This window comes from Clavibacter davisi (assembly GCF_052751415.1).
Genome location: NZ_CP199882.1, coordinates 1,641,877 through 1,660,432 on the forward strand (window position 1 = coordinate 1,641,877; position 18,556 = coordinate 1,660,432).

General features: G+C 71.9%; 22 protein-coding genes and 1 tRNA gene. 13 read left to right on the forward strand and 10 right to left on the reverse strand.

The genetic code is table 11. From position 1 onward, the window contains the following. Nucleotides 1–20 precede the first annotated feature (20 nt). From proB to ACU4ZT_RS07835, 8 genes are all read left to right on the forward strand, one after another. Nucleotides 21–800 (forward strand): glutamate 5-kinase, encoded by a 780-nt coding sequence (proB, locus tag ACU4ZT_RS07800; protein ID WP_063070344.1) that lies wholly within the window; start codon nt 21–23, stop codon nt 798–800. Between the two features lie 44 nt (nt 801–844). Beyond that, nucleotides 845–2,176 (forward strand): glutamate-5-semialdehyde dehydrogenase, encoded by a 1,332-nt coding sequence (locus tag ACU4ZT_RS07805; RefSeq protein ID WP_445338602.1) that lies wholly within the window; start codon nt 845–847, stop codon nt 2,174–2,176. A gap of 135 nt (nt 2,177–2,311) precedes the next feature. Continuing rightward, entirely contained in the window at nt 2,312–2,527 is a 216-nt protein-coding gene (locus tag ACU4ZT_RS07810) for a hypothetical protein (protein WP_063070342.1), read from the forward strand. Nucleotides 2,528–2,544: 17 nt separating this feature from the next. Then, nucleotides 2,545–3,147, forward strand: a complete 603-nt coding sequence (nadD, locus tag ACU4ZT_RS07815; protein ID WP_063070341.1) for a nicotinate-nucleotide adenylyltransferase — start codon at nt 2,545–2,547, stop codon at nt 3,145–3,147. Further along, on the forward strand, nt 3,144–4,748 hold the full coding sequence (locus ACU4ZT_RS07820) for a hypothetical protein (protein ID WP_445338604.1): 1,605 nt from the start codon (nt 3,144–3,146) through the stop codon (nt 4,746–4,748). Before nadD ends, ACU4ZT_RS07820 begins: the two co-directional genes overlap by 4 nt. A 38-nt stretch (nt 4,749–4,786) precedes the next feature. Next, nucleotides 4,787–5,164, forward strand: coding sequence for a ribosome silencing factor (gene rsfS / locus ACU4ZT_RS07825; protein ID WP_012038183.1), 378 nt, complete (start codon nt 4,787–4,789; stop codon nt 5,162–5,164). A 34-nt stretch (nt 5,165–5,198) separates the two neighbouring features. Continuing rightward, a complete protein-coding gene (locus ACU4ZT_RS07830; protein WP_414747987.1) occupies nt 5,199–5,624 on the forward strand; it encodes a TFIIB-type zinc ribbon-containing protein in 426 nt (141 codons plus the stop codon). Between the two features lie 106 nt (nt 5,625–5,730). Next, a tRNA-Ala gene (locus ACU4ZT_RS07835) sits at nt 5,731–5,803 on the forward strand. Nucleotides 5,804–5,975: 172 nt separating this feature from the next. Here ACU4ZT_RS07835 and ACU4ZT_RS07840 read toward each other — a convergent pair. The 8 genes from ACU4ZT_RS07840 to ACU4ZT_RS07875 all read right to left on the reverse strand — a co-directional run bounded on the left by ACU4ZT_RS07840 (nt 5,976) and on the right by ACU4ZT_RS07875 (nt 10,826). Next, nucleotides 5,976–6,260, reverse strand: a complete 285-nt coding sequence (locus ACU4ZT_RS07840; protein WP_445338607.1) for a hypothetical protein — start codon at nt 6,258–6,260, stop codon at nt 5,976–5,978. Between the two features lie 153 nt (nt 6,261–6,413). Continuing rightward, on the reverse strand, nt 6,414–6,698 hold the full coding sequence (locus tag ACU4ZT_RS07845; RefSeq protein WP_270981632.1) for a hypothetical protein: 285 nt from the start codon (nt 6,696–6,698) through the stop codon (nt 6,414–6,416). A gap of 130 nt (nt 6,699–6,828) precedes the next feature. Further along, a complete protein-coding gene (locus ACU4ZT_RS07850) occupies nt 6,829–7,113 on the reverse strand; it encodes a hypothetical protein (protein WP_063070337.1) in 285 nt (94 codons plus the stop codon). After that, nucleotides 7,110–7,403: a hypothetical protein gene (locus ACU4ZT_RS07855; RefSeq protein ID WP_270981630.1), complete on the reverse strand. Its 294-nt coding sequence runs from the start codon at nt 7,401–7,403 to the stop codon at nt 7,110–7,112. The genes ACU4ZT_RS07850 and ACU4ZT_RS07855 overlap by 4 nt, the downstream gene beginning before the upstream one ends. 708 nt (nt 7,404–8,111) lie before the next feature. Further along, nucleotides 8,112–8,864: a hypothetical protein gene (locus ACU4ZT_RS07860; protein ID WP_445338610.1), complete on the reverse strand. Its 753-nt coding sequence runs from the start codon at nt 8,862–8,864 to the stop codon at nt 8,112–8,114. Between the two features lie 8 nt (nt 8,865–8,872). Continuing rightward, on the reverse strand, nt 8,873–9,346 hold the full coding sequence (locus tag ACU4ZT_RS07865) for a hypothetical protein (RefSeq protein WP_131798084.1): 474 nt from the start codon (nt 9,344–9,346) through the stop codon (nt 8,873–8,875). A 491-nt stretch (nt 9,347–9,837) separates the two neighbouring features. Then, on the reverse strand, nt 9,838–10,497 hold the full coding sequence (locus ACU4ZT_RS07870; RefSeq protein ID WP_445338612.1) for a hypothetical protein: 660 nt from the start codon (nt 10,495–10,497) through the stop codon (nt 9,838–9,840). Next, on the reverse strand, nt 10,494–10,826 hold the full coding sequence (locus tag ACU4ZT_RS07875) for a DUF6507 family protein (protein ID WP_270981628.1): 333 nt from the start codon (nt 10,824–10,826) through the stop codon (nt 10,494–10,496). The genes ACU4ZT_RS07870 and ACU4ZT_RS07875 overlap by 4 nt, the downstream gene beginning before the upstream one ends. Before the next feature lie 580 nt (nt 10,827–11,406). Here ACU4ZT_RS07875 and ACU4ZT_RS07880 point away from each other — a divergent pair. The 5 genes from ACU4ZT_RS07880 (at nt 11,407) to ACU4ZT_RS07900 (ending at nt 16,711) form a co-directional block, all read left to right on the forward strand. Beyond that, the gene (locus ACU4ZT_RS07880) at nt 11,407–12,420 is read left to right on the forward strand and encodes an SGNH/GDSL hydrolase family protein (RefSeq protein WP_445338613.1); all 1,014 of its coding nucleotides are present in this window, start codon (nt 11,407–11,409) and stop codon (nt 12,418–12,420) included. 127 nt (nt 12,421–12,547) lie between these two features. Then, nucleotides 12,548–13,336 carry a DeoR/GlpR family DNA-binding transcription regulator gene (locus tag ACU4ZT_RS07885; protein WP_270981626.1) on the forward strand — a complete coding sequence of 263 codons (789 nt, stop codon included), beginning with the start codon at nt 12,548–12,550 and terminating at the stop codon, nt 13,334–13,336. After that, nucleotides 13,333–14,304, forward strand: a complete 972-nt coding sequence (locus ACU4ZT_RS07890; RefSeq protein ID WP_445338615.1) for a 1-phosphofructokinase family hexose kinase — start codon at nt 13,333–13,335, stop codon at nt 14,302–14,304. Before ACU4ZT_RS07885 ends, ACU4ZT_RS07890 begins: the two co-directional genes overlap by 4 nt. A gap of 22 nt (nt 14,305–14,326) precedes the next feature. After that, on the forward strand, nt 14,327–16,393 hold the full coding sequence (locus tag ACU4ZT_RS07895; protein WP_445338617.1) for a PTS fructose transporter subunit IIABC: 2,067 nt from the start codon (nt 14,327–14,329) through the stop codon (nt 16,391–16,393). Between the two features lie 45 nt (nt 16,394–16,438). Next, complete coding sequence (locus ACU4ZT_RS07900) at nt 16,439–16,711, forward strand: HPr family phosphocarrier protein (RefSeq protein ID WP_063070326.1); 273 nt, start codon at nt 16,439–16,441, stop codon at nt 16,709–16,711. 75 nt (nt 16,712–16,786) lie between these two features. Here ACU4ZT_RS07900 and ACU4ZT_RS07905 read toward each other — a convergent pair whose 3' ends face one another. Continuing rightward, nucleotides 16,787–18,313 (reverse strand): SDR family NAD(P)-dependent oxidoreductase, encoded by a 1,527-nt coding sequence (locus ACU4ZT_RS07905; protein WP_414763330.1) that lies wholly within the window; start codon nt 18,311–18,313, stop codon nt 16,787–16,789. A gap of 79 nt (nt 18,314–18,392) precedes the next feature. Next, nucleotides 18,393–18,554 carry a hypothetical protein gene (locus ACU4ZT_RS07910; RefSeq protein WP_175345443.1) on the reverse strand — a complete coding sequence of 54 codons (162 nt, stop codon included), beginning with the start codon at nt 18,552–18,554 and terminating at the stop codon, nt 18,393–18,395. Nucleotides 18,555–18,556: the final 2 nt, after the last annotated feature.

Below are 18,556 nucleotides of genomic sequence, written 5' to 3' on the forward strand. Positions count from 1 at the left end.
CCGTGGGGAGGGCTGCGCGCGTGGGGACGACCTCGCGCGCCGGGATCCCGGGTGCGCGCCGCATCGTCGTGAAGGTGGGCTCGTCGTCCATCAGCGGCGAGAACGCCGGGCGGATCCGCCTGCTCGTCGACGCGATCGCCGTCGCGCACGGCCGCGGCGCCGAGGTGGTGCTCGTCTCGTCCGGCGCCATCGCGACGGGCATGCCCTTCCTCCGCCTCGACGACCGCCCGGCCGACCTCGCGACGCAGCAGGCCGCGGCCGCGGTGGGCCAGAGCATCCTGGTCTTCCGCTACCAGGAGGCGCTCGACCGCTACGGCATCGTCGCGGGCCAGGTGCTCCTCACCGCGGGCGACCTCGCCGCCCCCGACCACCGCGAGAACGCCCAGCGCGCCATGGAGCGGCTGCTGGGGCTCCGGATCCTGCCGATCGTCAACGAGAACGACACCGTGGCCACCCATGAGATCCGCTTCGGCGACAACGACCGGCTGGCCGCCCTCGTCGCGCAGCTCGTGGAGGCCGACCTCCTCCTCCTGCTGTCCGACGTGGACGCGCTGTACACGCGGCCGCCGCAGGAGCCGGGCGCCGAGCGCATCGCGCACGTCGGGTTCGGCGACGAGCTGGCGGGCGTCGAGATCGGCAGCACCGGCACGGGCGTCGGCACCGGCGGAGCGGTCACCAAGGTCGCCGCGGCGCGCCTGGCCGCCGGCTCCGGCACGGGCGTCCTGCTCACCTCGACCGCGCAGGTGGCGGAGGCGCTCGACGGCGCGCTGGTCGGCACGTGGTTCGCCCCGCGCCCCTGATCCGCCGCGGTCGCCCGGCCCTCCCGCCTGGCTAGGCTTCCCCCATGCCCACGACCGTCACCGGCGGAACCGACGCCGCGCTCGCGTCCGCCGTCGATCCCGCCGCCCGCACCGATGCGGACGCGTCGTCGTCCGCGCTGGAGGGGATCCTCGTCGCCGCACGCACCGCGTCGACCCGGCTCGCGGCCAGCACGGCGGGGGAGCGCGACGCCGCCCTCGACCGCATCGCGGCGGCCCTCCACGCGGCCTCCGACCGCATCGTGGCCGCCAACGCGGAGGACCTCGCCGCCGGACGGGCCGCGGGCCTCGCCGCCGGGCTCCTCGACCGCCTCGCCCTCGACGCGGCGCGGGTGCGCGCGCTGGCGGACGCCGTGGCGGGGATCCGTCGACTCGACGACCCGCTCGGGCAGGTGGTGCGCGGCCGCACCCTCCCTAACGGGCTGCTCCTCTCGCAGGTGCGCGTGCCGTTCGGCGTCGTCGGCGCGATCTACGAGGCGCGCCCGAACGTCACGGTCGACATCGCCGCGCTCGCCCTCCGGAGCGGCAACGCCGTCGTGCTCCGCGGCGGATCCGCCGCCCTGCGCTCGAACGCCGTGCTGGTCGAGGTCATGCGGGAGGCGGTCGCCGAGGCGGGCCTCCCGGCGGACGCCGTGCAGACGGTGGACCCCCACGGCCGTGCCGGCGCCGCCCGGCTGATGCGCGCCCGCGGCCTCGTCGACGTCCTCGTCCCGCGCGGATCCGCGGACCTCATCCGCACCGTCGTGGAGGAGTCGACCGTCCCGGTCATCGAGACGGGCGCCGGCGTCGTCCACGTCTACCTCGACGCCTCCGCGGACGCGGCCATGGCCGTGGACGTCGCGGTCGACGCCAAGGTCAGCCGCCCGAGCGTCTGCAACGCGATGGAGACGCTGCTCGTGCACCGGGACGCCGCTCCCCGTGTCCTGCCCGCCGTGCTCGACGCGCTCCGCGACCGCGGCGTGACGATCCACGGAGACGAGGCCGTCCGCGGTCTCTGGCCCGGCGCCGTCCCCGCGACCGACGAGGACTGGGCCGCCGAGTACCTGTCGCTCGACCTCGCCGTCCGCGTGGTCGACTCCGCGGAGGACGCGGTCGCGCACATCGCCCGCTGGTCCACGCACCACACCGAGTCGATCGTCACCTCGGACGTGGGGGAGGCGGAGCGCTTCCTGTCCGCCGTCGACTCCGCCGTCGTCATGGTGAACGCGTCCACGCGGTTCACGGACGGATCCGTCTTCGGCTTCGGCGCCGAGGTCGGCATCTCCACGCAGAAGCTGCACGCCCGCGGACCGATGGGCCTGCAGGAGCTCACGAGCACGAAGTGGATCGTCCGGGGCAACGGTCAGGTCCGCGGCTGACGGCTCGGGTTCCCGCCCCGCGTCGGCAGCGGGCCGACGGCACGCCCGGGAGCGGATGCGCCCCTCTCGGGGGGCCGCCGATAGGATGGCAGGCGCCGCCCCCGTGCCCCGGGGCGTGCCACGAACGGAGATCCCATGCACGCGCTGACCACCACCATCCTCGCCGAGACCGAGCACGCCATGGAGCTCGCCGCTCCGCTCTGGGTCTTCCCGGCGGTCGCGGCCGTCGTGTTCATCGCCCTCGGCGTCGTCATGTTCAGCTTCCGCGACGTAAGCAACCGCCACTCGGAGAAGTGGGGCAAGCCGCCGGTGGCGGAGCAGGGCCACGGGACCGCCGACCAGGCGCACTGATCCGGAGCCCCCGCCCCATGACCTCTCCGACGACCCCGCGCCCGCGCATCGGGGTCATGGGCGGGACCTTCGACCCCATCCACAACGGCCACCTGGTCGCCGCGAGCGAGGTGCAGCAGCACCTGCAGCTCGACGAGGTGATCTTCGTGCCCACCGGCCAGCCCTGGCAGAAGCAGACCGTGACGGACGGCGAGCACCGGTACCTCATGACCGTCATCGCCACCGCGGCGAACCCCCGCTTCACCGTCAGCCGGGTCGACATCGATCGCGGGGGCACGACGTACACGATCGACACCCTCCGCGACATCCGGAGCGCTCATCCGGACGCCGAGCTCTTCTTCATCACCGGCGCCGACGCCATCCAGCAGATCCTCGGCTGGAAGGACGTGCAGGAGCTGTGGGACCTGGCGCACTTCGTCGCGGTCACGCGGCCGGGGCACGACCTCACCGAGAGCGGCCTCCCGCACGCCGACGTAAGATTGCTGGAGGTCCCGGCGCTCGCCATCTCCTCGACCGACTGCCGGAGCCGAGTCGGACGCGGATTCCCCGTGTGGTACCTCGTCCCCGACGGAGTCGTCCAGTACATCTCCAAGCACCACCTGTATCGGAGCCCGCAATGACCCCCTCCCACGACGCGCCCGACACCGGGCCGACCTCGTTCGACGACGGTCCCGCTCCCGCGACCCTCGGCCTCAGCCGCCGTGAGATGCGCGCCGCCGAGCGCGCGCGCGCTCAGGCCCTGGGCATCGACGAGGCCGACGACGCGCCCGCCGAGGACGCGGCGGCGCCGTCCACAGACGGCGGGGCGGCTCCGAGCGACGACCCCGCGGACACCGCCGACGGACCTGGATCGGCAGCATCGTCCGGCCCCTCCGAGGAGCCCTCCGGCGAGCCGGCCACGATGCCCGGCGTCGGCGCGGACACCTCCGCGATCCTGCTCTCCGGCGGCGTCCTCACGCGTCGCCAGCTGCGCGCCATCCGCGAGGCGGAGCAGGCAGCCCGCCAGCAGCGTGGATCCGAGCACGACGTGCCCGCCGACGTGGCAGCGGATCAGGACGCGCCCGACGTTCCCGCGACGACGGACGACTCCACCGACGAGGGCGCTGCGGGGCCGGACGTGGCGCCGGCGCCGGTCGACGACGCCCCGCCCGTCGGCGACGCCACGGTCCCGCCGTACGTCCGCTACGGGCGCGGATCCCGGGCGACCCCGCGTCCGCGCGCCCCCTACGGCAGCGCGTACCGTCGGGCCGCCCTCGCGGAGGAGACGCCGGACGCCCCGGACGCCCCGGACGCGACCCCCGCGTCCGCGTCCGAGGCCCCCGCGGAGACCGGCGCGGCGGAGACGGACGCCGACGTGCCGACGGAGGCACCCGCGTCCTCGACCGCGGACGACGTGGTCCCCGAGGACGCCGCCGACGCGTCGGCGCGCATCCCGTCGGCGTGGCCCTTCGCGCCCATCACGCCGTCGGTCGTCGACGCCGACCACGACGTCGACGCGTCCGGGGAGCAGCCCACCGTGCCGCCGCTCGCGACCCACATCCCCGAGCGCGGCGAGGATCCCCGACCCGCTCCGTCCCTCGAGGCCACCCCCTGGGACTCCGCGGCTCCCGCCCCCCACCTCGAGCCCGCGTTCGGCACGCGCGCCTCCGATGCCGAGGACGACGCCGACGGTGCGCCCGCTCGCCCCGACGTCGACGACGGCGCCGACGAGCGCACGTCGCCGGAGGCTCCGACGACCGAGGCCGACACCACCGCCGATGCGCGGTCCCCGTTCACCCCGCCCACCGGCCACTGGTCGGTGCAGGACCAGGTCGACGAGGACCAGCCGCACACCGGCAACCACTTCATCCTCCCGACCGTGCCCCACGTCAACGACATGCAGCAGGCGCTGAACAGCACGGGCGAGATCATCATCACGGGCTCCATCGACCTCCCGCGGAGCCTCGGCTCCATGGGCACCCACCCGGACCGCTTCGACACGGCCGACATGGACCGGATCCTCGAGCAGAGCGACGACCAGGACCACGCTCCCGGCGGCTCCGACTCGGAGCCCGTCCGCGCGAGCCGCGCCGTCAGCACCCACACCTCCACGCGCGCCGTCGTGCAGCCGCCGCCCCGCAAGCGCTTCACCGCGCCCGTCGTGGCGGCCGTCACGGCCGGGGGAGTGGCCGTCATCGGCGCGGGTCTCGTCATCGTCGCCTTCATGACGAATGTATTCTGATCGCTGATGCACCACCCCACCCGTCCCGGAAGGACTCTGTGACCGCTTCTCCCCGCGCCCTCGACCTGCTCAAGGTCGCCGCCCTCGCCGCCGACTCCAAGCAGGCCATCGACCTCGTCGCGCTCGACGTCTCCGGGCCCCTGCCCCTCACCGACGTCTTCCTCATCGCCTCGGCCCGCAACGAGCGGAACGCGCAGGCGGTCGCCGACGAGATCGAGGACAAGATGATCGAGGCCGGCGCCAAGCCGCTGCGCCGCGAGGGGAAGAGCGAGGGCCGCTGGATCCTCCTCGACTTCGGCGACGTCGTCGCCCACGTCTTCACCGAGGAGGACCGCATGTACTACTCGCTGGAGCGCCTCTGGAAGGACTGCCCCGTCGTCGCCCTCGAGATCGAGCCGACGGCCTCCGCATCCTGATCCGCTCCCATCCCGCCCGCGAGGAGATCCCCGCATGAAGTGCCCCAACGACTCCGCGACCCTGGTCATGAGCGAGCGCAGCGGGGTCGAGATCGACTACTGCCCCGATTGCCGGGGCGTGTGGCTCGACCGCGGGGAGCTCGACAAGATCCTCGACCGCGCCGAGCAGGAGTCCCGGCCCCCGGCAGCGGCCGCGCCTCCCGTGGCGCCGGCAGCGCCGCTGGGCGGCTACCCGGATGCGGGACGCGACGACCGCTGGCGCGACGACGACCGCGATCGCCGTGATGGCGATCGCCGGCGTGAGGACGGCCGTGACCGCTCGTACGGGTCGCGGGACGACCGCGGGTCGGGATATCCGCCCGCCGGCGGCTACGGGCAGGCTGGCGGCTACGGACAGGGTGACGGCTACGGCGGGAAGCGCCGCAAGAAGGAGAGCTGGCTCAGCGAGCTCTTCGACTGACGCGCTGTCGTCGCCCGACCGGTCCGTCGACGCGGATGCCCTGGTCATGGGGCGGTCGGAATGTGTAGTAATGTAGACGAGTCGCTTCCGCAGGGAAGCGGAGTACGGGTCTGTGGCGCAGTTGGTAGCGCACCTGCATGGCATGCAGGGGGTCAGGGGTTCGAATCCCCTCAGATCCACCGCACGAGCCCCGCACCTCATCGAGGTGCGGGGCTCTTCTCGTTCGCGATCGCGGTGTCGTCGCAGTGGGCCGGATGCGCGGATCTCCGGCTTCGTCGCATCCATCAGCGCGTCAGTGAAAGGGCGTCGGCGTCGGCGGAGCGCTGCCACAGCGGGCAGGCTGCGCGCGCGTCACCGGTGCGCGCGCCGCATGGCCCGGAACCACCGCGGCGTCATGAACGGCGGGAGGTAGAACGCGCCGATCACACCGACGAGCATGACTCCGATCACCAGGTACCGGGTCCACTCCGGCACGGGCCGGAACGCGTACAGGGTCGAGGTGCCGAGCATCGCGAGCCCGTACCAGAACAGGCCGAGGACGTAGAAGTGATGGCCGCCTCGGGACCAGGAGCGCCAGAGTCCCGTGTACGCGAGGAGCCCCATGCCCGTCAGGGCGGCTCCGAGGAGGGTCAGCATCAGGTGATGGTGTCCGCCACGATGGCGGGTGCGCCCGCTGTCGTGTCACCGGGTCGTGGAGCGACGGGCCGGGGCCGGCGGACCACTGAGGAGGCGCTTCGTCGTGCATGGCGCACGGCCCTGGCCTCACGATTCTCGCCAGGGCGATGCAGCTTAACCATGTGAGCGCTGCATGGCCCGGAACCACCGTGGCGTCAGGATCGGCGGCAGGTACCACGTGCTTGCGGCACCTCCGACGATCAGGACCATGGGGATCCACAGGATCCACGTGGGAGCGGTCGGGATGAACTTGATGAACCCGATGAGGAACGCACCGAGTCCGAACCAGAAGAACCCGAAGACGTAGTAGTAGTACCCGTTGCGAGACCACGCTCGCCAGAGGCCGGTGTAGCCGAGGAGGCCGACGGCCATGAAGCTGGCGCCGATCGCGTACATCATCGACGGCCTCCTTCTGGGGCGAAGACGTCATTCCGAGTGGGAAATGTCGGATATCGCCACGTCTGCGTGAGAGCGGGGCCGTGCTCAGCGTGTTCGTGCAGATCCGTACCGCTCTCGCGAGTCGCGTGCATCACTTCCACGTCCTCCGCATCGCTCGGAACCAGCGTGGAGTGAGGCAGGGAGGCAGGTAGAAGGCCGTCGCTATGGTCGCGAAGAAGAAGAACGTGGTCAGATTAAGGAACCAGATGGGCAGAGGCGCGAGGAGAGTCTGCACATCGATCACGACAATGCTCAGGCCGAACCAGAACACACCGAAGACGTAGTAGTAGAAGCCGTCTCTCGACCAACTCCTCCAGATGCCCGCGTATGCGGAGAGCCCGAACATCATCAGGATGACGCCGATGGGCCAGATCACGCGTTCTCCTCGGAGGTCTTCACGACCAGTTCTGAAAGCGCGGAGTGGTCCCAGTAGGTCGGCACGAGCTGAAGCGACGAATCACAGTCGACTCGGCGACGGAGATGAGTGGCGCCACCCGCCACGACGATCGGCAGTCCCTCGTCTGATCCGGGCACTGCCATGCCGAACGATGTCCACTCCTGCGTCCATCCACCAGTCAGGCCCGGTTGCGCCCACTCAGGCACATCCACGTGCTCGCCGCGGATCCGGGCGTCGACGTGGTCGTCGGGAATCACCTGGTCATCCATACCATGTTTGAATGAGAAGAGCCGAAGACGGAGTAAGCGAGCCGTTCCGCCACGATCCGGTGTATTCGACAAGCCTGACGGGAATGAGGCCCTCACCAAACGCTGACCTCACCTTCGTCCTCCGTTTGCGGCGCTCAGGTCGACGAGAGCCGAAAGCAACCATCACGACGATATCCGCGGGGACGTCATGCCGTACTGAACCTTCTCGTAGCGGTACTGACGAGGACGAACTGCGGCTATGTCCGGGCTGTGTTGGCTCTGAAATCCGCCGTGAAGGCCCGTGTGTCTGCCGCTGGCCTCATGACGACTCAGGATTCCGCGTGGGGGATTCACCCTCCGTACCTTGATAATTCCATGACGGTCTTCGATGTCAATCTGAGGACCAGTGGCGTCGGTGCTCATTGGACGTCTACGTTCTCGAACTCGTTGATCGCGTCCCCCGGCGCATGGCGCGGAACCACGGCGGCGTCATGAACGGAGGCAAGTACCATGTGCCTCCACCTCCGGCTAGGAGGATCACGATGAAAGCGAACCGCACCCATCCCGGGAGTGGTTCCAGGTCGCTTGTCGCTCCGATGAGAAGAGCTCCTAAACCGAACCAGAACAGACCGAAGACGTAGAAGTGGAAGCCCTGCCGTGCCCACGATCGCCACACGCCTGTATATCCGAGGAGTCCGATCGCCATGAGCAGCACACCGAGGGCGCACGTCATCGGCGTGTTCCTGTCCGGCCGATCAGATCGAAGATCGCACTGTAGGCCCAGTACGACGGCACGACGGAGAGCAACGAGCCACCCTCTACGCGTTCTCGGACGTGGATGTTCCCGTCCATGATCACCAGTGGAAGGCCGTCGTCGCTATCCGGGACGCCCACCGACGCCGACGACCAGGTCCCGCGCCATCGCCGGGCCAGCGACTCGGCAGCCCAGCTCGGGACCTCGACGAAATCGCCTCGGATGCGAGCGTCGATGTCGGCATCACCTATGACGTGAGCTCCTGGTTCATCTCCTCCGGGCACCGGCCAATAGGGGCTGATGCCGAGCCACCCAACGAGGCGTGCGACCGCGGTTGAGAACGGGATAACATCCAGCTTCTCTTGTCCGTCCTCTCTGACGAGCGTGACGCTCAGATCCCGCCGCGCCCAGAGGCTCCACGTCGCCGTACCCTCTGCGGACCGGCGTTCTGCTACGAGTCGATAGCCGGCGTGAGCAATGACTCCGGTCAGCGTCACACCGGCAGCCGTAGGAGCTCCGAACTTCCCGGTCAGGCCGCTCGTGCGGAGCGCTATTCCCTGTTCCGTATTCCGCTTCGCACCCCCGACGAGGCCGCGATCGCGGACGCTCCACAGAGCGCTCAAGGAGCCAGATGGCAGCACGTAGGCGTTGGTGGGGGCTTCCTGATCGGCCGTGACCTCCAGCGACTCGAGCGGGCGCCCCCACTCATCAGAGGAGTACTCGTCCAATGTCGCGCTCATCCGACGACCTCTTCGAATGGACTCGTCACAGCGATGCCGTCGAACACCGGGATCAGCCGGGGGTAGACGTCGAAACCCGCGCTGCAGGTTAGGTCGATCCTCGTGTCGCCGTATGTCGCCGTGAACTTCGTGACCGCTACAGCTTTGCTGTCGATCTCGTAGATGAATTGCATGCGCCTCTGGAAGATTCCGTCTTCCCATGGGTTGACTGAAACAACATGCGACCAGGGCTCCATGGACATGGTCTCGAGTATGGCACGGGCGGAGTCTGCCACGATGCTGCCCGCTGATTCGATGGTGGACAACACAACATTCTCTCGGAAATATGTGCCGATTCGAGTGGCCGTTGGGATCCCGGTGACTATCTCTCCGCCGGTCTCACCACTCCAGCCGGCCGGCAGATGGAGCGCGCCCAAACGTGTGGGGATCTTCTGCCAAGATACGCGCTCATCCTCATTGGTGCCCGTCATCGGTGCTTACCGTCCAGATTGCCCATCACGACTCCACCTGCATCCTCTCCGACATGCCCTCCTACTAGTCCGCCAATCACCCCGCCCAATATTCCACCCAGCAGGGTCCCGGGACCTGGCACGACGCTTCCAATAGCGGCTCCGATCTCCGCACCTGTCGCGGCACCCGCCCAACCACCTAGAGCGGCCGCGCCTCCTACAACCCCCGCGTTCTCAGCGGCATGTGCGAATCTGTGCTCTCCGTCCCATTCTGGGTGTGTACGGAGGTCTTCTTGGTACTGCTCGGTTCCAGCTGCAGCGACAGTTACGACGATGCCTGCTCCACCGAGCACGTGACTCGCCGTCTTCGCAACTGCGGGTAGTGCACTCAGACCGGCCGATGGGTCGCCTGAGAGGTACAAATGGGGCACGGTTTTGATATCAGGTGGCGGCGAATCCATCGCTGCCTGTGCCAGCTCTCGAGGAACAAGCACCGGGCTTCCCGGACGCGTTCAATACTCACGGTTCTGCCACCTGTCCACGGTCTTCGCCTGCGGCGGCTCCTCGAAGTCCGAGGAGGTCGCGACCGGGACACAGCGGATGCGCTGGCTGATGCCCTGTCCTACGCCCATTGCGGAGCTAGAGACGTCACCGGATAGAACCTTAAGGGCCGCGTCGGCTTGGTGGGGTGCGCGGTACTTGGAGAGCGCCCGGAGGCGCCGGGCGCAGTCCTCATCGGCCGCGGCCACATCGCGGTTGAACTTCGCCACGTCGTCCGCCAGTCGGCCGCCGGGGGTGTCCCGCGCCCCGATGGAGTCCTCGTCGTCGAAGGTGTCGTCCATGGAGGAGGTGTGCGCATCCACGTCCGAGGCCAGGGCGGCGCGGCGGGTAGCGAGGTCGGCGAGTGCGGAGGCGTAGTCGTCGAGCACGCGCCGGGCGTTCGTCGCCTCCGTCGCGACCATCCGGGCAACCGTCTTCGGGGCGTCCATCGCGGCACGGACACGGTCAGCACCAGGACCGTCGTACACGTCCTCCGCAGCGAGCCCGGTCCATCCGGAGGCGACGGAATCCATCGCCCCGTCGAGCTGGGTGGCGACGTCCGCGAACCCGCTGGCCGCGATCTCGACGGCCGCGGAGTCGGGCACGTCGGCGAGCGTCCCGATCTTGATCACTCGGAACCGCCCCAGCTGACCTCCGCGACGCGCTTCGCGGCGTCCGTCGCCATCTGCTCGTCACCCTGCTCGTAGTCGGCGATGGAGCTCCGGGTCGCGGAGATCGCCGTGGCCACCTGGTTCTTCACGGCTAGGAGGTCGACGCCCAGGGGATCGATGCTGAGGTCGGCGAGGGCGGCTGCCGCCTGGGAACCCGTGCCGACCGCTGCCGAGGCATGGCCGATCGCGGACTCCATCGTCGTGGTCGCCTTGGAGATGCCCTCGGCGTCCGATTCCGCCTTCGTGAGGACGGCGCGCGCCTTCGCGGGGTCCAGTCTCCAGCCGTCCATGTCAGTCCTCTCACCGCGGGATCGCGCGTCCTCCTTGCGCACCGTGGATTGCGAACGGGGGCGCGTCAACGGGGGCGCGAGCCGGGCCTCTCCCGGATCAGGGGGCTGTCCTCCAGAAGGAAGGACGCGCGTAACGTAGCACGGGTCATCGGCCCCCGAAGCTCCCGAATGTCGCACGCCAGCCTGCACCACTCGAACGCCGCCGATCCGCACCGCGCATCGGTCGTGGGATCGGCGGTCCCAGGCGTCCTGGCGGCTTTCGCGGTCGGAGCGGCTGTGATGGCGATGCCGCTCGTCACCTGATTCGCGCAGGCCGCCGCGGGCTGCCCGGGGCTGGACGTCCCGGGCGTCATCGACACGCGCATCGACCACGGCGGCGTCATCACGCAGATCGGCCCGGGCGGCTTCCTCATTCCCGATAACCGCGGCCTGGCAACCGGCTTGGCCGCCGGCCTCATCGTGGACGTGGTCGTCCACGCGCGTCGGTGCAGCGCCGAGGGTGGTCGTCCACGCGCGTCAGTGCGGCGCCGAGGACTGAGCGGATCCGGCACCCGTCCGGTCCGCGCGTAGGGTCGAGGGGATGCCTGACGATCGCCGCCCCTCCTCCGTGTCCGACCGACGTCGGGTGCGCGGCTCGCGCGGCCGTCTCGTCGGCCTGGCCGTCGTGACGGGCGCCGTCGCGCTCGGGCTCGCCGCCTGCACGACGCCCACGCCGATCCCGCCCGCGCCCGGGCCCCTCCGCGTGGTGTCGTTGGGCGACTCGTACTCCACGGGCACGGGATCGGCGACGCCCCTGCCGGGCGACCCGGGGGTGTGCGGGCGGACGGTGGCGGGATCCGTCCGCGTGGCGGCCGACGCCGTCGGCGCGGACTTCGTGGACGCCGCCTGCGACGGAGCCACCACGGCCGACCTCCTCGCCCCGCGGGAGCGCGGCGGACAGACGCTGCCCGCGCAGATCGACGCGTTGGCGGAAGGTGCGGACGTGGTCCTCGTCCGCATCGGGGGCAACGACCTCGGCTTCCCCGCGCTCGTGGGCGGCTGCCTCGCCCGGGACGCCGACGGCCCGGTCGCCGCAGGACCGTCCACGTGCGTCGACGCCCTCGCCCCCGCGGGCGGGACCGACGCCGTGCGCGCCCGCATCGACGGCGAGGTCTCGACGCGCCTGGCCGACGCGTTCGGCCGGATCCGCGAGGCCGCCCCGGACGCCCGCGTCGTCGTGCTCGGGTACCTCAGCGTGCTCGGCGGCGCCGACGCCCTGCCGGAGGAAGGGTGCCTGGCCGCGACCGCGACGTCGGGAGTCAACGGGCGGGTGCTCCTGACCGACCGCGATGCGCCCTGGCTCGCCGTCGTGCAGAGCGCGCTCGACGACGCGATCGCGCGCACGGCTGAGGCGGCGGGCCTCCGCTTCGTCGACCAGGAGACCCCGACCGCCGCGCACGGGTCCTGCGTCGGCGACGCGGGGGATCCGTATGTCGCGGGCCTCGGCGGCAGCGCGGGCGACGTGCCCCTGCATCCCAACGCGGCCGGGCTCGCCTGGGAGGCGGACGCGATAGCGGGCGTGCTGCGTGAGGAGGCGGCCGCGCTCGGACGCTGACCGTCGGCGCGACCCGCGGACGGACTCGTGTGGGTATGTGTTGCTTCGTGTTGCTTCTCCTGCGGATGAGGGCTACAGTGCGAGGACGCGAGGCGAACGTGCCCCGCGGAGTCGAAGGAGACCGCCCGTGTACGCCGAGGAACGCCAGGACCGGGTGGTCGACCTCCTCGAGCGCGCGGGCCGCGTCGCCGTCATGGACCTCGCCCGCGACTTCGCCGTCACCACGGAGACCGTGCGCCGCGACCTCGCCCAGCTGGAGTCCCGCGGGCTCCTCCGCCGCGTCCACGGCGGCGCCGTCCGCGCGAGCCGCTCCACGCGCGTCGAGGAGAGCCTCGACGCCCGCAGCACGCGCAACACCGACGCGAAGGCGCGCATCGCGGATGCCGCGATGGCCCTCCTGCCCCCCACCTTCCAGGGATCCGTCGCCGTCGACGCCGGCACGACCACCGGGCTGGTGGCGGAGCGCATCGCCGCCTGGACGCCGGTCGTGGCGGGCCGGACGCTCGTCGTCGTCACGCACTCGATGGTGGTCGCGCAGACCGTGAGCCGGAACCCCGCCGTGGAGGTGCAGCTGCTCGGCGGCCGCCTCCGCGGCATCACGAGCGCCGCGGTCGGGCCCGCGACGCTCGGACAGCTGTCGCGCCTGCGGCCGGACATCGCCTTCATCGGCGCCAACGGCATCCACGCGGAGTTCGGCCTGAGCACGCCCGACGAGGAGGAAGCCGCCGTGAAGACCGCCCTGACCCGGGGATCCCGCCGAGCCGTCGCGCTCGTCGACGCCTCGAAGGCGGGGGAGGAGGCCCTCGTGGGCTTCGCCGCCCTCGACGACCTCGACACCCTCGTCACCGACGCCGCTCCCCGCGGCCCGCTCGCCGACGCGCTGGCCGGTGCCGAGGTGGAGGTGATGGTCGCGTGATCCTCACCCTCACCGCCAACCCGAGCCTCGACCGCACCATCGACCTCGCCGGCCCCCTCGCGCGCGGCGCCGTGCAGCGCGCCCGCGGCGTCACCGAGCAGCCGGGCGGCAAGGGCGTCAACGTCTCCCGCGCGCTCATCGCCTCCGGCCTCGACACCATCGCGCTCCTGCCGGGCCGCCTCGACGACCCGATGCTCGTGGCGCTGCAGGCCGAGCGGATCCCGCTCGACCACCTCGACATCGACGGCCGCGTGCGGCAGAACGTCACGCTCACCGAGCCCGACGGCACGACCACCAAGGTCAACGAACCCGGCCCCGTGCTGAGCGCCGCGGAGGCGGACGCGCTGGTCGCGCTCGTCGTGCGGCACGCGCGCGCCGCCACGTGGCTCGTGCTGGCCGGATCCCTGCCGCCCGGCCTCGACGACGACTTCCACGCCCGCGTGGTGCAGGCCGTGCGCGCCGAGCTCGGCGACCGGGCCCCGCGGATCGCCGTGGACTCCTCGGGCGCGCCCATGGCGGCGCTCATCGCGTCGGGCGCCGTGGTCGACCTCGTCAAGCCCAACGGCGAGGAGCTCGCCGAGCTCGTGGGGATCGACGACCCGGTCGCGCTCGAGGAGGACCCCCGCCTCGCCCACGAGGCGTCCCGGTCCCTCGTCTCCCGCGGCTGCCGCGCGGTCCTCGCGACCCTCGGCGCCCGCGGGGCCGTCCTCACCACGGCCGACGGCGGGTGGCACGCCACCATGCCGCCGATCGTGCCGGTGAGCACCGTGGGCGCGGGCGACTCGTCGCTCGCGGGCTACCTGCTCGCCGACCACCGCGGCGCGGGACCGGAGGGGCGGCTCACGCAGGCCGTCGCCCACGGTTCCGCGGCCGCCTCCCTCCCCGGCAGCACCATGCCGTCCCCCGACCAGACCCGGCCGGACAGCGTCACCGTCCAGCCGCTCCTCCCGATCGCCGCCGATCGCTGACCCGCCCCACCTGGAGAAGAACATGCCATCGCTCATCACGAACCGCCTCGTGCTCCTCGACGCCGATCTCGGCGCCGACCGCGAGCACGCCGTCCGCGCGCTCGCTGAGCGCGTCGTCGCGGAGGGCCGCGCCACGGACGCCGACGCCCTCTTCGCCGATGCCTGGGACCGCGAGTCCAAGACCGCGACCGGCATGGGCGGCGGCCTCGCCATCCCGCACTGCCGCTCCGCCGCGGTGACGGAGGCGACGCTCGTCATGGCCCGCCCGGCGCCGACCGTCGACTTCGGCGCGCCGGACGGCCCCGCCGACCTCGTCTTCTTCATCGCCGCGCCCGACGGCGCCGACCAGGAGCACCTCGTGCTGCTGTCGCGCCTCGCGCGCTCCCTCATCAAGCCGGAGTTCGTGGAGGCGCTGCGTTCGGCCACCGACGAGGACCAGGTCGTCTCGCTGGTCGAGGGCGCGCTCGTGGACGAGCCCGCGTCGTCCACCGGGGCACCCGCCGCCGCTCCCGCTCCGGTCGCGTCCAACGCCGACGCCGGATCCGCCGCGCCCGCCCCCGTGGCCGACGCGCCCGTGCTCATCGCCGTCACCGCGTGCCCCACCGGCATCGCGCACACCTACATGGCGGCCGACTCGCTCGTCGCGGCCGCGAAGCGCGCCGGCGTCGAGCTGCACGTCGAGACGCAGGGATCCTCCTCCGTCACGCCCGTCGACCCGGCGGTCATCGCGCGGGCCACGGCCGTGATCTTCGCGGTCGACGTCGACGTGCGCGACCGCGCGCGCTTCGCGGGCAAGCCCGTCATCCAGGCGCCCGTCAAGCGCGGCATCGACCAGCCCGACCAGATGGTCGCCGAGGCCGTCGCCGCCGCGAAGGACCCGAACGCGCCGCGCGTGCCGGGCGGCGCATCCGCCTCCGCGGGATCCGAGCAGGCATCACCGCAGTCCTCGCAGTCGGTGGGAGCGCGCCTCAAGCGCTGGCTGCTCACGGGCGTCAGCTACATGATCCCGTTCGTCGCGGGCGGCGGCCTGCTCATGGCGCTCGGCTTCCTGCTGGGCGGGTACCGGATCACCGACGTCGCGGCCGACGTCGTGGTCCAGAACTCCCTCGCCAACCTGCCCGACGGCGGGATCATGACCTACCTCGGCGCCGTGGCCTTCGTCATCGGCAAGGCGTCGATGGGCTTCCTCGTCCCGGTCCTCGCCGGCTACATCGCCTACGCCATCGCCGACCGCCCGGGCATCGCCCCCGGGTTCGTCGCGGGCGCCGTCTCGCTGATCATGGGCGCCGGCTTCCTCGGCGGCCTCGTCGGCGGCCTCGTGGCCGGTGGCGTCGCCTACGCGATCGGCCGCATCGACGTGCCGCGCTGGCTGCGCGGGCTCATGCCCGTCGTGATCATCCCGCTCCTCGCCTCGATCGTCGCCTCGGGGCTCATGATCATGGTGCTCGGCGGCCCGATCGCAGGGCTCACGAACTGGCTCAATGGCTCCCTGAAGGACCTCTCCGGCACCTCGTTCGCGGTCCTCCTCGGCGCGATCCTCGGCGTGATGATGTGCATCGACCTCGGCGGCCCGATCAACAAGGTCGCCTACTCGTTCGCCGTGGCCGGCCTCGGCACCGCGTCGCTCGACAACCAGGCCCCCTGGCAGATCATGGCCGCGGTCATGGCCGCCGGCATGGTCCCGCCGCTCGCCCTCGCGCTCGCCTCGACCGTCATCGACCGCCGCCTCTTCAGCCCGGCCGAGCGCGAGAACGGCAAGGCCGCCTGGCTCCTCGGCGCCGCGTTCATCTCCGAGGGCGCGATCCCGTTCGCCGCGGTCGACCCGCTGCGCGTCATCCCCGCGAGCATCGTGGGCGGCGCCGTCACGGGCGCCATGGTGATGGGTCTCGGCGTCGTGTCGCAGGCCCCGCACGGCGGCGTCTTCGTGCTCTTCGCCATGAACGGCACGTTCCTCGGCTTCCTCGCCTCCGTCGCGGTCGGGACCGTCGTCTCGGCGTTCCTCGTCGTGCTCCTCAAGCGCTTCACCACGAAGCGCCCCGAGGCCGTCGCCGACGCGACCGTCGACCAGGGCGTGCCCGTCGCGGCCTGACCCGCTCCCGTCCGACCCACCCGATCCCCGCAGAAGGAGAACACCATGACCGAGCGCACCGCCACCATCGGCAGCCGCGTGGGCCTGCACGCCCGACCCGCATCCCTCTTCATCGAGGCCGTGCGGCGCACCGGCGTCGCCGTGAGGATCAGCAAGCCGGGCGGCACGCCGCTCGACGCGACGAGCATCCTGTCGCTCATGAGCCTCGGCGCCGCGAACGGCGACCAGGTCGTGCTCACGGCCGAGGGCGACGGCGCGGACGCCGCGCTCGACGAGCTCGCCGCGCTGCTCGAGAGCGACCTCGACGCCGTCGAGTAGCCGCACCGCACGACGAGAGGGCCCGGTCACCGCGATGCGGTGGCCGGGCCCTCTCGTGTCAGGCGAGCGTGCGCGTCACCACTCGGCGACGCGGTAGTCCTTGAGGAAGACGCCCGAGATGTCCTCGCCGGCCTCGCCCATGACTATGGGGTCATAGACGCGCGCGGCGCCGTCCACCAGGTCGAGCGGCGCGTGGAAGCCCTCCTCGGCGAGCCGCACCTTGGTGGGGTGCGGGCGCTCGTCGGTGATCCAGCCGGTGTCGACGCTCGTCATGAGGATCCCGTCGGTCTCGCGCATCTCGCGCGCCGACGTGCGCGTCATCATGTTGAGCGCGGCCTTGGCCATGTTGGTGTGCGGGTGGCCGGGGCCCTTGTACGCCCGGGCGAACTGGCCCTCCATGGCGCTCACGTTCACGACGTACTTGCGGCGCGCGGTCGACGCCGCCATCGCGGGGCGCAGCCGGCTCACGAGGAGGAACGGGGCGGTGACGTTCGCGAGCTGCACCTCGAGCATCTCCAGCGGATCCACCTCGTGCACCACCTGGGTCCAGCTGTTCGCGTCGTGCAGGTCGGGCACGAGGCCGCCCGCGTCGATGGCTGTGCCGGCCGCGAGGCGCGCGAGCGAGGAGGACCCCGCCGTCATCGCGAGCTCGGTGACCTCCGCCGCCGTGATGCCCGTGGCGGTCGAGAGGATCGGGTGCGCGGCGACGCTGGCCGCGAGGGCCGCGGGGTGCGCGTCGTTCGTGTGGCCGAACGTGAGCAGCTCCGGGATCGGGCCGTCGGGCAGCGGCGCGGACTCGGCCTCCGACAGCGGCGCGTAGGAGCCGGGGGAGCGGCGCACGGTCTGCGCGGCGTTGTTGATGAGGATGTCGAGCGGGCCGGCGGCCGCGACCGCGTCGGCGAGGCCGATGACCTGGGCCGGGTCCCGGAGGTCGAGGCCCACGACGCGGAGGCGGTGCACCCACTCGTGCGCGTCGGGCAGCCCGGCGAAGCGGCGGACGGCATCCCGCGGGAAGCGCGTGGTGATGGTGGTGTGCGCGCCGTCGCGGAGGAGCCGCAGCGCGATGTGCATGCCGATCTTCGCGCGGCCCCCGGTGAGGAGCGCGCGCATGCCGGTGAGGTCGGTGCGGGCCTCGCGCTTGGCGTGGTTGATCCGCGCGCAGTCCGGGCAGAGCTGGTGGTAGAACGCGTCGACCTGCGTGTAGTGCTGCTTGCAGATGTAGCAGGGGCGCGAGCGGAGGAGCGTGCCGGCGGTGGGCGCGGCCGTCGTGATGGCGAGCGGGATGCCACGCGTCTCGTCGTCGATGCGGTCGGGGGCGCCCGTCGCGGTGGCGGCGACGACGGCGCGGTCGGCGGTGGCGACGGCCTCGCGCTTCTCGAGGCGGCGGGCCTTCTTCACGGACTTGAACATGCTCGCCGTGGCACGGCGGACGGCGACGAAGTCGGGGTGCTCCTCATCGATGTCGGCGAGCGAGCCGAGGACGCGGAGCGTGACGGCGAGGTCCGCGGGGTCGATGGCCGCGCCGGCGTCGGGACCGGGGGCGGAGGCGGCGGCGGGATCCGCGGGCACGGCGGGGTCGTCGGGGAGGGCGTCGGAGGGCACAGGAGATGATACCCGGCGGGCGGGCGGGCGGGCGGGCGGGCACGGCCGAGCGGGAGGGGCCGGGCGGGGCCCGCGGCGGCTACATCGTGGTGGCGAAGCCCACGGCGGCTGCGATGACGGCCCAGAGGGCGATGGCCACCACGATGAGGGCGGTGAGCCCGGTGCGGCGGTCGCGCCAGCGCGCGCGCTCCGCCTCGGTGGGCGCGGGGTCGGGGCTGGGCTCGTGGGGGAGGGAGGGCATCC